This is a genomic window from Kitasatospora sp. NPDC087315, from assembly GCF_044744345.1.
Classification (GTDB): domain Bacteria; phylum Actinomycetota; class Actinomycetes; order Streptomycetales; family Streptomycetaceae; genus Kitasatospora.
The window spans coordinates 261,497-275,378 of record NZ_JBIUYD010000004.1; the positions used below are offsets into that span (position 1 = coordinate 261,497).

Annotated in this window: 9 protein-coding genes; 4 read left to right on the plus strand and 5 right to left on the minus strand. The window is 73.6% G+C overall.

From position 1 onward, the window contains the following. Positions 1–114: 114 nt before the first annotated feature. Both ACIO5D_RS08185 and ACIO5D_RS08190 read right to left on the minus strand, forming a co-directional pair. Complete coding sequence (locus tag ACIO5D_RS08185; RefSeq protein ID WP_400794333.1) at positions 115–1,038, minus strand: DUF4231 domain-containing protein; 924 nt, start codon at positions 1,036–1,038, stop codon at positions 115–117. Between the two features lie 117 nt (positions 1,039–1,155). Further along, positions 1,156–2,508 carry a hypothetical protein gene (locus tag ACIO5D_RS08190; RefSeq protein WP_400794335.1) on the minus strand — a complete coding sequence of 451 codons (1,353 nt, stop codon included), beginning with the start codon at positions 2,506–2,508 and terminating at the stop codon, positions 1,156–1,158. Positions 2,509–2,925: 417 nt separating this feature from the next. Here ACIO5D_RS08190 and ACIO5D_RS08195 point away from each other — a divergent pair, with 417 nt between their 5' ends. Beyond that, entirely contained in the window at positions 2,926–4,101 is a 1,176-nt protein-coding gene (locus ACIO5D_RS08195) for a PLP-dependent cysteine synthase family protein (RefSeq protein ID WP_400794337.1), read from the plus strand. 95 nt (positions 4,102–4,196) lie between these two features. Here the strand turns inward: ACIO5D_RS08195 and ACIO5D_RS08200 are convergent, their stop codons facing one another. Continuing rightward, on the minus strand, positions 4,197–5,657 hold the full coding sequence (locus ACIO5D_RS08200; protein ID WP_363607897.1) for an NCS2 family permease: 1,461 nt from the start codon (positions 5,655–5,657) through the stop codon (positions 4,197–4,199). A 226-nt stretch (positions 5,658–5,883) separates the two neighbouring features. On the opposite strand from ACIO5D_RS08200, the gene ACIO5D_RS08205 reads away from it, so the two are divergent. The 3 genes from ACIO5D_RS08205 to ACIO5D_RS08215 are packed head-to-tail and all read left to right on the plus strand — an operon-like array spanning position 5,884 to position 9,044. Beyond that, on the plus strand, positions 5,884–6,195 hold the full coding sequence (locus ACIO5D_RS08205) for a DUF2530 domain-containing protein (RefSeq protein WP_363607898.1): 312 nt from the start codon (positions 5,884–5,886) through the stop codon (positions 6,193–6,195). A 52-nt stretch (positions 6,196–6,247) separates the two neighbouring features. Next, on the plus strand, positions 6,248–8,773 hold the full coding sequence (locus ACIO5D_RS08210) for an HAD-IC family P-type ATPase (RefSeq protein WP_400794339.1): 2,526 nt from the start codon (positions 6,248–6,250) through the stop codon (positions 8,771–8,773). 28 nt (positions 8,774–8,801) lie between these two features. Beyond that, complete coding sequence (locus ACIO5D_RS08215; RefSeq protein WP_363607900.1) at positions 8,802–9,044, plus strand: hypothetical protein; 243 nt, start codon at positions 8,802–8,804, stop codon at positions 9,042–9,044. Positions 9,045–9,116: 72 nt separating this feature from the next. Here ACIO5D_RS08215 and ACIO5D_RS08220 read toward each other — a convergent pair whose 3' ends face one another. After that, entirely contained in the window at positions 9,117–12,431 is a 3,315-nt protein-coding gene (locus ACIO5D_RS08220) for a sacsin N-terminal ATP-binding-like domain-containing protein (RefSeq protein ID WP_400653699.1), read from the minus strand. 183 nt (positions 12,432–12,614) lie between these two features. Next, positions 12,615–13,496, minus strand: a complete 882-nt coding sequence (locus tag ACIO5D_RS08225; protein WP_363607913.1) for a DUF3027 domain-containing protein — start codon at positions 13,494–13,496, stop codon at positions 12,615–12,617. Between the last annotated feature and the right edge of the window lie 386 nt (positions 13,497–13,882).

Below are 13,882 nucleotides of genomic sequence, written 5' to 3' on the forward strand. Positions count from 1 at the left end.
CGCTGTCCGGCCCGGTTTTCGCGAACCGCGCATACCTTGTTTTCGGCAGCCCGCGAACCCTGCTTGAACTCCTCACGACCCCCTGTTCCCGCAAAGCGCCCCGCGCGCCCCGTCTCAGCGCGGAAAGGCGCGGCGGGCCCGCCAGGTGGTGTGCTCGCGTGAGACCGCGTCCTCCGCCTCCGCGGCCAGCCGGCCCCAGCGCGCCTCGGCGTCCGGAGCCTTCAGGTCGAGGTCGGAGAGCTGGTTGCCGACGTTCTCCAGCTCACGCGCGGCCAGTTGGTACGCGGCGGCCAGCGGACGCAGTTGCTTCAGCTGGGTCCAGGCGATCACCGCCGCGGCCGCGGCCGAGCTGGCGCCGAAGATGTGCACCGGCAGCGCGCCGACCGCCTGCGCGATCGCCGCCGCCGCACCGACGATGATCAGCGTGGCGATGCCCAGCCCCCAGGACACCGCCTGCGACTCGCACGCCTCGGCCCGCGAGCGGTACCAGGTGCGCTGGCCCTCGACCCGGGTGCGCAGATAGAGCGTTCGGCGTGCGATCAGGCTGTCGGACCGGACCCGGCGCATCTCCGCGGTGATCTCCGGAACGGTGCCCGGCGGCACGATCTCCGGGTCCTCGAAGGCCCTTAGCACGTCCTCCAGTTGGAGCAGGTAGCCGCGGTCCACCTCCGCCGACTCCGCCTCGCCGTCGAACGGCCGCGCCCGCATCGAGTACTTCCAGGCCAGCGTCTTCACCGACTCGGCCGCCGCCCTGGCCTCGTACCAGCGCCCCTGCGGGTTGCCGCGCCGCAGCCGGGACCAGAAGTAGCCCGCGACGAGGAACGCCACCACCGAGAAGAGCGGCGTGATGTCGCTGTCCCCCCGGTGCTCGGGCCCCGGCAGCGAGCCCACCACCGCCGCGACCACCAGCATCGCGATCAGCCCCCGGTACCAGCGCAGCGTCTCGCGCTGGCCGTCCAGGGACGCCTTGTCGGCCGTCCAGAACAGCTCAGGCAGCAGCTTCGCCTCGTCTCCCCCGGGCGGATCCTGTTGCACCATCGGCCGCGCCCCCTCCACGTCTCCCGTCCAGGCAGTATGCCCGCCGTCAACTTCCCTACACAGGGACCTTTTTGGCACTCCCCGTCGACCGGCGGTTGTCCACCCGCCCGGCGACCACTACTGCACCAGGTAGAGGGCGGGCCCACTCGGGTAGGCGTCGTACTGCGCCGTACCGACCATGGTGATCGTCGAGCCGTTGTCGGTGATGATCTTCAGGGCGCTGATCGGCCACTTGGTGGAGTTGTCCAGCAGGAAGGCCGCCGGCCGGCCCGGCGCACCCACCACCGTCTGCCCGACGAACAGCGAGTCCCCGTAGGGGATGCTGTAGGAGACCTCGGGGGTGGTGACGACGAAGTTCCTGGTCACGTCCTGGATCGGCGGGAGACCGGCGGACTGCAGCCGCAGGCCTCCGTCGATGAACGCCGGCGGCAGACCGGGCACCTGGATGCCAGAGCCTTCGAACACCCGGGCGACCTGGCCGGGAGCCATCGATGCGCAGGACCGACCCGCCGACACGTCCACACCCGCATGCGCGAGGCCGGTCGGAGCGACGGGGCTGGCGGCCGCGTTGACGATGTCGACCGGGACGACGCCGCATCGGCCGCCGACCGGAGCGACCGCGTGCCGGTCCGGCCGCGAGACCAGCCCCGGCCCTTCGACCACGGACCGCGGCATGGCGACATCGGCGAAGGTCCGGGACGAGAAGTCGGGCGAGAGGAAGGTCAGCCTGGAGTCGGGGCCGTCGGAGTGCGCCACGATCCACGAGTCCAGGGCGTCGCTGTACTGCAGGTCGACGCTGTAGTAGTTGCCGATGCCGTTGTACGCCGTGTGGTTGGCCGCCGTCCGGGGCTGGAATCCGTCGGCGGTCAGCTCCTCCACCCCGGACTGGAAGCCCGGATCGGCGGACCGCAGGAGGTACTGGCCCGCGCCTTCGGGGAAGCCCTGGCCGTTCTTCGGCGAGGAGGCCGCCCCGGTGGTGTCGGTGTACATGAGGTAGAAGCGCCCGTCCAGGTACGAGACGGCCGGCTGGCCGGCGCCATAGCCGTTTCCGGTGTCCTGCCGGTAGGCCGGGGTGACGATCGGCGCCCCCCCGTTGGCCCTGGTCCAGTTGATGCCGTCGGCGCTGGTGGCGACCCCGATCCCGGTGGACGCCCCCGGCCCGCGCAGGCCGCCGCAGTACAGGTAGTAGATGCCGTTGACCCTCAGCACCGACGGATCGCAGGTGTGCTGCCCGTCGAAGGTCGCCCCGCCGGTGGGCGAGAAGACCACCTGGTAGGGGGCGTTGCTGCCGCGGGCGTGGAACGGGCCGTCCAGCGAGGACGACTCGGCGTAGAAGATGTGGTCGCCCGGGTGGGCCGCGTCCGACCCGCACCACCACATCCGGTACAGCCCGTCCCGCATCACCGAGGGAACGTAGTTGTAGACGCCTCCCGCGTCGACCGACCCGGGGCTGGTGCGGGCTGCACTCACCGTCAACTGGCCGGGCAAGACGCCCTGTTCGGCCGCCTCGCCTGCCCCCGGCGAGCCCGCCGGCACCCCGCACAACACTGCGAGGACGGCAACCGTCCGCCGCGCCCGCCGGATCCACCCACGCACCATCAGGCCTCCCCGGGCAAGAAGCATCCGCTTCGGCACTGCCACGGCCGAATGTAGCCACCGATCGCGTCGGCCCACCAGGGCGCCTGCCCGGGGGCAGGTCCGCCCGGCGGACAACCGCCTTGGCCGTCAACGCGGTTGCCGCCGAACCGGGCCGGCGTTCCACCGCACAGGTGATGTGCGCACGGCTCCGCCCCGCGCGTCCCACCCGACGGACGCCCGGACTGCTAGGGATGGCGTCATTCCGCCCTCTCCCGTGGGCGGTGGATGCCGGACCGGTGGAGGACGCAGATGAGCGTGGCACAGCGCGTGACAACGGGCGGGACCCCGGGGGACCAGAACGATGACGACGACATCTCGGACGTCTACCCGGACGACCGCCAGTGGGTCGACACCCGCATCCAGCTGATCCGGGAGAAGCTTCAGCCCCTGAAGACGCCGGTGCAGCGGATCCCGCTGCCACCGAAGCTCGCGGGACTGGAGCTGCACATCAAGAAGGAGTCCGAGCAGCCCTCCGGCAGCCACAAGCACCGCCTCGCCGAGGCGCTGCTCACCAACGCCCTCGCCAGCGGGCAGCTGACCGCCAAGACGCCCGCGATCGAGGCGTCCAGCGGCTCGACCGCCGTCTCCGAGGCGTGGTACTGCCAGCAGCTCGGCATCGAGTTCTACGCGGTGGTGCCGGAGAGCACCTCGAAGGAGAAGCTGGAGCTGATCAAGCAGTACGGCGGCACCCCGGTCCCGGTGAAGGGCGACATCGTCGCCCAGGCCCGGGCGTTGGCGGTGACGAAGAAGGGCTACTTCCTGGACCAGTTCACCTATGCCGAGCGGGCCTACGACTGGCGCGGCGCGCACGGCCTCGCGCCGGAACTGCTCGGCGCGGTGCCGGAACTGGACTGGTTCGTCATGGGCGCGGGCACCGGCGGCACGGCGACCTCGGTGGGCCGCTACGCCAGGTACGCCCAGACCAGGCTGCGGGTGTGCGTCACGGACCCGGACCACTCGGCGTACTTCCGCGGCTGGCGCGACGACGACCGCACGGTGAAGGACCAGGGTTCGCGGATCGAAGGGATCGGCCGGCCGGAGGTCGAGCCGTCGTTCCTGTTCCCCCTGGTCAACCGGATGATCCAGGTGCACGACGCGGCGTCCGTGGCGACCATGCGGGTGGCCGCCGACGCCGGGTGGGGCATCAAGGCCGGGCCGTCGACCGGCACCGGCCTGTTCGGGGCGATCCGGATCCTGCTCACGATGCAGGAGAGCGGCCGGAGCGGAAAGGTCGCCACCCTGATGTGCGACTCCGCCGACCGCTACCAGAAGGAGTACTACGACGACGCCTGGCTGAAGGAGAAGGGGATCGACTACAAGCCCTGGGTCCCCACCATCGAGGAGTTCTTCAAGACCGGCGGCTGGCACCCGCCCGTCGACGTCGAGCCCACGCCCCGGCCGGCCACCGTCCTCTGGAACATGTGACGCGACCCGCCGCCGGAAACCGCTACTCGGGCCGACCGCGAACGCCGTGAGCCCTCCCGCGCGACGCGCGGGAGGGCTCACGAAGGACGTAGGCGTCAGAGCAGGCCGAGGGCCGGCATCAGGTAGTAGAAGGCGAAGACCGCCGCCACCCCGTAGAGCGGCACCGGGACGCTCCGGCCGCGGCCGGCGGCGAGGCGCAGCACGCAGAAGGTGATGAAGCCGAAGCCGATGCCGTTGGTGATCGAGTAGGTGAAGGGCATCATCACGATGGTGACGAAGGCCGGGATCGCGATCGTGTAGTCGGCCCAGTCGATCTCCTTGATCGAGTTGGCCAGGATCAGGAAGCCGACCGTGACCAGGGCCGGGGTGGCGGCCTGGGCGGGGACCATGGTGGCGAGCGGGGTGAGGAAGAGCGCGACCAGGAAGAGCGCGCCGGTGACGATGGACGCGAACCCGGTGCGCGCGCCCTCACCGACGCCCGCCGTCGACTCGACGAAGCAGGTGTTGGCGGAGGAGGAGGTCGCGCCGCCGGCGGCGGTGGCGATGCCGTCCACCATCAGGATCTTGTTGATGCCGGGCAGGTCGCCCTTCTCGTCCAGCAGGTGGGCCTCGTCGGCGACGCCGAGGATGGTGCCCATCGCGTCGAAGAAGCAGGACATCAGGACGGTGAAGACGAACAGGATCCCGGTCAGGACCCCGACCTTCTCGAAGCCGCCGAACAGGCTCACCTTGCCGACCAGGCCGAAGTCGGGCGCGGCGACCGGGTTGCCGGGCCAGGACGGGACGGTGAGGCCCCACTTCAGGGCGGGGACGTCGGCGATCTTGTCGATGACCACGGCGAGGCCGGTCATCGCCACGATGCTGATCAGGATCGCGCCGGGCACCTTGCGGACCAGCAGGACCAGGGTCAGCAGCAGGCCCAGCACGAAGATCAGCACGGGCCAGCCGAGGAGGTGCCCGTTGGCGCCGAGCTGGAGCGGGACGGTGGTGTGGGCGGCGTCCGGGATGCGGCTGACGAAGCCGGAGTCGACCAGCCCGACCAAGCTGATGAACAGACCGATACCGATCGCGATGGCCTTGCGCAGGCCGAGCGGCACGGCGTTCATGACCCGCTCGCGCAGACCGGTGGCGACCAGCAGCATGATCGCGAAGCCGGCCAGGACCACCATGCCCATGGCGTCCGGCCAGGTCATCTTGGGGGCGAGCTGGAGGGCCACGATGGTGTTGACGCCGAGGCCGGCCGCCAGACCGATCGGGACGTTGCCGATCACACCCATCAGCAGGGTGGTGAGGCCGGCGGTGAGCGCGGTGGCGGTGACCAGCTGGGCGCTGTCCAGGTGGGCCCCGGTCATGTCCGTGGCGCTCGCCAGGATGATCGGGTTGAGCACCAGGATGTACGCCATCGTGAAGAAGGTGGCGACACCGCCCCGGATCTCGCGCGGCAGGCTGGAGCCGCGCTCGGAGATGCGGAAGAAGCGGTCCAGGGTGCCGTTCGGGGGAGTGGGCACCGTGGGGGCAGGCTCGGGCGACTCGGTGGTCGGCTGGGCCGTTGACATGGGCGTGCGTCCTCTTGTGGGGGCTGAGGAGAGGGGAGACACCCGGAGCGACGGTGGCCGGGCGGCCCGGCGGGGCGGACGCAGACACAGTCGCGCTGAGCATGGCACGGCCAACCGGAACCTCAAGTATGAATTCCCCGATCGCACACGCGCTATCTTCGCGCGTAGAACGACGGGGCCCGGCGGGGTCTCGGACAACCGGGCGCCGCCCCGTACGCTAGGCCCCATGCCCAAGACGCCACTGCACCCCTCTCCCCCGCCGCTGGAGGCCAACGACGTCGCCATCGTCGGCGGCGGCACGGTGCTGTGGTTCGTCGCCTTCCTGGTGCTGCTCCCCTTCCAGGGCACCCTCTCCGAGCAGGGCCACGGCAACTGGCCGTGGATCTGCCTGTCCGGCGCCGTCCTCGGCCTGATCGGCCTCTGGTACTGCCGCGCCCGCCGGGCCGCGATCGCCCGCGACCGCGCCGCCGCGGCCGGGGCGGAGGCCGGACAGGCCGACGGGGAGAACGGCCAGAACCCGGCCACCCGGTCGGACTGAATAGTCCTTTAGTAGCACGCACCGGACATAAGGCGCCCGTAGAGTCGGTGCCATGACGCACCCAGCGCATCCCGAGGAAGAGACGCCCGGAGACCGGCCCGACGGCGCCCACCCACTCGGGCTGCTGCCCGGTCGGCGAGGCGGGCTGACCTCCGCCGAGGTCGCCGAACGGGTCGCGCGGGGGGACGTCAACGACGTGCCCGTCCGGTCCAGCCGTTCCACCCGGGAGATCGTCCGGGCCAACGTCTTCACCCGGTTCAACGCGCTCATCGGCGTCATGTTCGGGATCATCCTGATCGTCGGACCGCTCCAGGACGGCCTGTTCGGCCTGGTGATCGTGGCCAACACGGCGATCGGGATCATCCAGGAACTGCGCGCCAAGAAGACCCTGGACAGCCTCGCGCTGATCGGCGAGGCCAGACCGCAGGTCCGCCGGGACGGCACGGTCCAGCAGATCGCCGTCGGCGGGATCGTGCTGGACGACACCGTGCTGCTCGGCATCGGCGACAAGGTGATCGTCGACGGCGAGGTCACCGAGGCCGACGGCCTGGAGATCGACGAGTCCCTGCTCACCGGCGAGCCCGACTCCGTCCTCAAGCAGCCCGGCGACCAGGTGATGTCCGGCAGCTTCGTGGTGGCCGGCGCGGGCGCCTTCACCGCCACCAAGGTCGGCCGCGCGGCGTACGCGGCGCAGCTGGCCGAGGAGGCCAGCCGGTTCACCCTGGTGAAGTCGGAGCTGCGCAGCGGTATCAACAGCATCCTGCGGTTCATCACCTGGCTGCTGGTGCCGACCGCGATCGGGCTGATCATCAGCCAGCTGGCGGTCGAGGGGCGCGACTGGCGGGAGGCCGTTCGCCGGATGGTGGCCGGCATCGTGCCGATGGTGCCCGAGGGGCTGGTCCTGCTGACCTCCGTCGCCTTCGCGATCGGGGTCGTCCGGCTCGGCCGCAAGCAGTGCCTGGTGCAGGAGCTGCCCGCGATCGAGGGGCTGGCCCGGGTGGACACCGTCTGTCTGGACAAGACCGGCACCCTCACCGAGGGCGGCATGGACGTCATCGACCTGCGCGTCCTGGCCGACGGCCAGGGCGGCCAGGACGAGCAGGAGGACCAGGCCGGCCGGAGCGGCCAGGGCCGCCCGGACGAGGCGGAGACGATCAAACGGGCGCTCGCGGTGATGGCCGGCGCCGACGCCCGGCCCAACCCGTCCATGCAGGCCGTCATCGACGCCTACGGCAGCGGTGACGGCGCCGGCAGCGGCGACGGAAACGGCACCGGCGGCAACACCGCGGCCGGCGGCTGGCGCGTGATCGAGGCGATGCCGTTCTCCTCCGCCCGCAAGTGGAGCGGCGTACAGCTGCTGGAGCCGCAGGGCGGCGAGGCCAGCTGGCTGCTCGGCGCGCCCGACGTCCTGCTGCCCGCCGGGCACCCCGCCCTCGCCGAGGTGGACGAGCTGGGCGCCAAGGGCCTGCGGGTGCTGCTGCTCGGCCGCACCACCGTCCCGCTGGACGCCCCGGACCCGGCCGCCGACCTCCGGCCGCTCGCCCTGGTGGTGCTCCAGCAGCGGCTGCGCGAGGACGCCGCCGACACCCTGCGCTACTTCGAGGGGCAGCAGGTCCAGGCCAAGGTGATCTCCGGCGACGCCGCCGTCTCGGTCGGCGCGGTCGCCTCCCACCTCGGCCTGCCCGGCGCCGACCACCCGATGGACGCCCGGACGCTGCCCGCCGAGCCGGAGGAGTTCGCCGACGCCGCCGAGCGGACCACCGTCTTCGGCCGGGTCACCCCGCAGCAGAAGCGCGAGCTGGTCGGCGCCCTGCAGTCGCGCGGGCACACCGTGGCGATGACCGGCGACGGCGTCAACGACGTGCTGGCGCTCAAGGACGCCGACATCGGCGTGGCCATGGGCACCGGCAGCGACGCGACCAAGGCCGTCGCCCAGATCGTGCTGCTCGACGACTCCTTCGCCACCCTCCCCTCGGTGGTCGCCGAGGGCCGCCGGGTGATCGGCAACATCGAGCGGGTGGCCGGCCTCTTCCTGGTGAAGACGGTGTACTCGGTGCTGCTCGCCCTGCTGGTGATCTGCGCCCACTCGCCGTACCCGTTCCTCCCCCGCCACTCCACCGTGCTCTCCACCCTCACCATCGGCGTGCCGGCCTTCTTCCTGGCGCTCGCGCCCAACAGTGAGCGGGCCAGGACCGGCTTTGTGAAGCGGGTGCTGCGGCTGGCCGTCCCGGGCGGGATCATCGCCGGTACCGCGACCTTCACGGCGTACGCGCTGGCCCGGTCCGACCACGCCACCGACCTCAAGGCCGACAGCAGCGTCGCCACCCTGACGCTGTTCCTGGTCGCGATCTGGGTGCTGGCGATCGTGGCCCGCCCGTACAACTGGTGGCGGCTGCTGCTGATCGGGACGATGGGCGGGGCGTTCGCCCTGGTGCTGCTGGTGCCCTGGCTGTCGGACTTCTTCCAGCTCTCGCTGGTCGGCACCCGCGACCCGCTGGTCGGTGTCGGCATCGCCGTGACGGCCGGTCTGATGCTGGAAGTGGTCTGGCGGATCATGCGGCGGAAGTCGGCCGAATAGCGGATGATGGCCCCGGGAAGGGGGCCGAATGGCGCGCGGTGGCAGGGAGCTGGAGGCGTTCACCGCCTTCCTCGGCGGAGTGCTGACGGTCGGGCTGCTGGCCCTGGCGCTGGCGGGGATCGGCGCGCTGATCGAGCCGGCCCCCTGGCAGCGGGACGCGGCCAAGGTGCTGATGGTGACGGCCTGGCTGAGCAGCACGGTCGGGATCTACCGCCGGCTGCTGCCCCGGGCCGGCCGGCGCCGCCCCGGGCCGGGAGACGACCGGCCGTAGGGCCAGGGCACCGAGGCCGACCGGCGCGGCAGTTGACCGGCCCGGTGCGCCAGGAACCGCCAGGAGCCCGCGTCAGCCCTCGAAGTCCCGGGCGGCGGACAGCTCGTAGGCCCGGTCGGGCTCGGTGAGCGCGGCCAGCACCTCGAACCGGCGGTGCCACTGACCGACCGACCAGGCCAGACCGGCCGCCAGCCCCTCCGGAGTGGCGGCGTGCAGCAGCCCGGGCACCGGCGGCAGCTCGAACTCGTCGTCCTCGTCCGCCGCTTCGGCCTCGTCCGGGTCGTACGGCGCCTCGGGGGTGTCCGCCGAGGTGTCCCAACGCCAGTCCACGGCCGCCTCGTTGCCGTCCGGGCCGACCACCAGCAGCTCGTCGTGCTCCTCGTAGGCGACCGGGCAGCCGGGCAGCAGCTCGCGGACCACGGCCGGAACGCGGTGCAGCCGGCCCTCGGAGAGCACCCGGCCGCCGGCCACCTCGCTGGCGAGCGAGACGTGCAGCCGCTCGGCGAGGTCGGCCGCGAGTGCCGGGGCCACCGGCAACAGCGGGTACGGGTGCAGCAGTTGGACCAGGTCGGGGGCGTCGGCGACGACCGCCTCGGTGGCGTCGACGATCACCGTGTGCGCCGGGCGGCGGCCGGTGTCCGGATCCAGTGGCGGCAACGCCCGCACCACGTCCAGCGGGTCGATCCGCTCGACCGGCACACGGGCCAACGCGCTGTGGATACCGTGCAGTTGGCGGTGGCCGATCTCGGACGCCGGGTCGACGAGCCGGTCCAGCACCTCGTCCGGGCCGTGCGGTTCGGCCAGCAGCGCGGTCAGCGTGGTGCGCACGCCGAGCGCGTGCAGGAACTGCTCGTCCAGGCTGGTCCTGGCCTCCTCGTAGAGGCCGCGCAGCAGCGGGTCGGCCCCGGCCGCGCGCAGACCGGCCGGCTCCCGGCCGTCCAGCACCGGGTGGTCGCGCAGCCACCAGGCCGTGTACGGCGGCAGGTCGGTGTAGGAGCCGTCCGGCAGCAGGGTGCGGACGGGGTTGACCACCGCGTCCCGGTACGGCGGCCGGGCGAGCGCGGCCAGCGCCTGCGGCCAGGCGTCGTCGTCCACCAGGTCGAGGTCGCGGACGGCCAGCAGTTCGGCGGCGACCGGCGGGACGCCCGCGGTGTCGGCGTCGTCGGCGTGCAGCGCCTCCAGGGCGTCCTCGGCCCATTCGGCCAGCCCGTCGGGCGCCTCGTCGAGCAGCCCGGTGGGGTGGCCGCCGGCGGCGCGGTCGGCGGGGACGGTCGGGTCGAGCCGCTCCAGGTCGTCCGGGTCGAGCACCACGTCCTCGGCCCTGACCAGGACGAAGTCGGCCAGCACGCCGACGGCGGTGAGGACTTCGGGGCCCCAGCGGTCCAGCAGCTCGTCGTCCACCCACCCGGCCTCGTCCTCCCGGGCGAGGGCCGCGAACGGGCTGTCGGGCAGGATCAGCTCGCCCGCGCGGGCCGGCTCGCCCTCGTCGTCCAGCAGCGCCAGCCGGGCCAGCCACGGGTGTTCCCCGGCCGCCGGGGCGGCCGCCCTGACCAGGGCGAGCACCGAGTCGGCGAGGTCCACGGCGGCGTCCAGGTCGTCCTCGGCCAGCTCGTAGGAGCGGGCGACGGCGGCCCGCACCTCGGGGGTGTCCAGGACGCCGGCCGGGGTGGCGGTGGCCGCACCGAGCCTGGCGAGCAGCGGGTGGGCCGCCTCGGGGTGGGCGAGCCGCAGGTCGAGCAGGGCGAGCGCGCCGGCCAGCGACTCGGGGTAGCCGGGGTAGGCGGCCCAGTCGGCGTCCTCGGAGGGCAGCAGGACGCGGCGCGGACCGGTGACCGTCCGCCCGTCGGCGAGCGGGACGGGCAGCGCGCCGAGCGCCTCCGGGTCGGCCGCGCCGAGCGCCGCGTACAGGTTGCGCCACCAGGCGGGCTCGCGGTCCAGACCGCCGAGCTGGTCGACCACCTCGGCGAGCGGGACCCGGCGCACGTTCAGCACCCGCAGCTCGCTGCGGCGCTCCAGGCCGGCCGGCAGCAGCCCGGGGAAGATCGGCGCCAGCGCCTCGACCACCGAACCGTCCGCGCCCTCCAGCAGCGTGGCGTCCCGGGGGCGCAGCGCGGGCGTGCCCTCCTCGACGGGCGTCGGGTGCGGCAGGAACGGCGTGCCGGGCAGCCGGCCGAGGACGGCGGCCCGCAGCGCGTTGTCCAGCGCGCCCTGGCCCAGCGGGCCGGGGACGAGGCCGAGCGAGCCCAGGTCGCCGCCACGGGCGCGCAGCAGGTCGGCGTAGCAGTCGGCGGCGCGCTCGGTGAGGAAGTCGGCGAGCGGGCCGGGGGCGACGTGCCGACGGGTGGAGTCCAGCGGGTAGGAGGCGATCAGCAGCGCGGGCAGACCGAGCGGCTCGTCGCTGGGGGTGGGGGCGTGCAGCACCGGTTCGATGCCGGTCGGCTGCGGGGTGCCGTCGGCGGCGACCGGGACGGCCCAGGTCACCGTCCAGTGCGGGCGGGCGCGTTCCTCGGTGGGGCGGTCGGCGAGCAGCGCGGCGTCCAGCGGGCCGGAGGCTCCGGCGGTCTGCCAGACGGTCCGCCGGGACCGCCCGCCGGCGTCGTCGGTGACGGTGACCTCGACGACCCCGTCCGGGCGCGGCTCGGCGGCGGAGCGGGTGAGCGTGCGGGTGCCGTCCGGGGTCTCCACCACGACCTCGGCGAGGCCGGGGAGGGTGAGCAGCAGGGCGTCGTCGATACCGGCCAGCAGCCGGCGGGTGAGGTCCTCGGCGGCGGCGTCGCGCAGCGGCAGGACGACCACGGTGTCGTATCCGTCGGGGGCCGGGCCCTCGGCCGCGAACGGCAGCCGCAGCAGCGGCACATGGCCGTCCCGGCGGCGCAGCTCCTCGGCCAGCGCGGGCTGCTCCTCGGCCAGCGCGCGGGCCTCGCCCAGCGACCAGCGCACCCCGCCTGCGGCGCCGAGCACGGCGGGCTCGTCGGTCACGGCGAGGACGGCGGCGAAGCCGACGCCGAACCGGCCGACGGTGGGCGCCTCGGGGCCGGCCGCGTCCCGCTTGGACGAGGCGCGCAGGGTGGACAGCGACTCGACGGCGGCGGCGTCCAGCGGGGCGCCGGTGTTGGCCGCGGCGAGCACACCACCGGCGAAGGTGAGCCGCAGCCGGCCGGGACCGCCGCCGGCCCGGACGGCGGCGTCGGCGGCGTTCTGCGCCAACTCGACGACCAGCCGGTCGCGGTAACCGCCGAGGGCGAGCTCCTCCTCGGCGTTGGCGTCCTCCCGGAACCGGGCCGGGGAGGCGGCCCAGGCGTCCAGCACCCGGCGGCGCAGCCCGGCACTGCCGAAGAGGTCCGCGAGGTGTCCGCCCGTGCCGCTGCCGATGATCCGAGGTTCCACTGGACCTGCCACCTTCCGCCGCCCTGTACTTCGTACGGGGGCATTCTTCCCTGCCCCGGGCAGTGCTCCCGACCGCGACGGGCTCCGGCACACCGGCCGCGCCCCCGCGGGCCGCACCCGCCGGGCCGGACACGCCGCGGCCCGCCGCACCTCGGGGGTGGGCGGGCCGCGGGCGGTACGGGCTCAGGAGTGACCGAGCTCCTCGGCGGGGGCGTCCGGCTCGACCGAGCCCGACAGGCGGTCCGGGTGGAGCTGCAGCGGCTCGACCACCAGCTCGTCCAGGATCAGCTCGGACGGCGCCGGCGGGGCCGGGATGACGGCGGCCTCGGAGTGCCCGCCGCAGCCGTACGCGAAGGAGACGATCTGGCCGTCGGCCGGGCCGAACTCGTTGCCGCAGACGCCGAAGGCCTGGCCGAGCGAGCCGCCGATCGGGATCAGGAAGCCGCAGCTGTTGCAGGAGGCGGGGGCGGCCTGTGCCATCGGGGTCTGCGCGCCGTGCGTCTTCTCCCAGCGGTCGGCGGCGAGGTGCAGGCCGAGCCGGGAGAGCACCCGGCTGCGGCCCAGGCCGAGCTCCTCGGCGACGGCGCTGATCTGGGCGCGGGCCGGGGCGGGCTGGATGTGCGGGTCGGTGACGACCACGTCCTCCTCGGCCGCCAGCGCGACCGCGGAGTTCGGCGCCAGTTCGTCCTCGCCGGTCCAGCCCGGCTCCAGGCGCAGGTCGTCGGCGTCGGTGGGGAGCAGGTCGCCCGGGCCCATGTCGCCGGGGCGCAGCCGCTCGCTCCACGGCACCCACTGCGGTGCGAGGACGGCGTCCGGACCGGGCAGCAGCACGACCTCGTCCAGGGTGACGTTCTTGGCGCGCGGGGCGCGGGCCACGGTGACGGCCCAGTGCCAGCCTCGGTAGGCGGCGTCGAGGCACTCGAAGGTGTGGGTGACGACGCGGTCGGCGTCCGCCTGGACACCGAGGTGCGCCCCTACGGTTTCCGGTCCGACGGCCTCGTCCGCTGCCTGCCGGGCGAGTTCGACGGCCTCGGCACAGAGCCGATCGGGGGTACGGCTTCGCATCGCAGCACTCACGGCGTCGATTCTCTCCCAGTTCTTCTGTTGCCCACGGCGTGTTGCATGGTCCGTCGCGGCTTGGTGTCCCTCGTCCATTCTGCGCGACCACGGGCCGCTGCGGGTACCGGCCGCGCCGCCCGTCCGTCCGGCCGGCACCGGCGGGGCCTTCGGGCGGACCTTGGGCAGGCTACCCGCCGGGCGGCCACCCGGCACAGTCCGGGGCGTCCGCCGGGGCCGATCGGGCCGCGCCGAGCGGAGCGGAATCCCGCGTTGCGTTCCCGATTCTGGGGCAGGATGGGCTTGTGGCGGACGAACACCCGTCGCAGCACGCACTGCGCCCCTCGCAGGCAGGCAGCCCCGACGAGGCGGACGCCGTGCCGCGACAGCAGTCT

Bases quoted from the DNA above. Each gene is read 5' to 3' on its own strand.
- ACIO5D_RS08185 (WP_400794333.1), bottom strand. From the start codon at position 1,038: ATGGTGCAACAGGATCCGCCCGGGGGAGACGAGGCGAAGCTGCTGCCT.
- ACIO5D_RS08195 (WP_400794337.1), top strand. From the start codon at position 2,926: ATGAGCGTGGCACAGCGCGTGACAACGGGCGGGACCCCGGGGGACCAG.
- ACIO5D_RS08200 (WP_363607897.1), bottom strand. From the start codon at position 5,657: ATGTCAACGGCCCAGCCGACCACCGAGTCGCCCGAGCCTGCCCCCACG.
- ACIO5D_RS08205 (WP_363607898.1), top strand. From the start codon at position 5,884: ATGCCCAAGACGCCACTGCACCCCTCTCCCCCGCCGCTGGAGGCCAAC.
- ACIO5D_RS08210 (WP_400794339.1), top strand. From the start codon at position 6,248: ATGACGCACCCAGCGCATCCCGAGGAAGAGACGCCCGGAGACCGGCCC.
- ACIO5D_RS08215 (WP_363607900.1), top strand. From the start codon at position 8,802: ATGGCGCGCGGTGGCAGGGAGCTGGAGGCGTTCACCGCCTTCCTCGGC.
- ACIO5D_RS08225 (WP_363607913.1), bottom strand. From the start codon at position 13,496: ATGCGAAGCCGTACCCCCGATCGGCTCTGTGCCGAGGCCGTCGAACTC.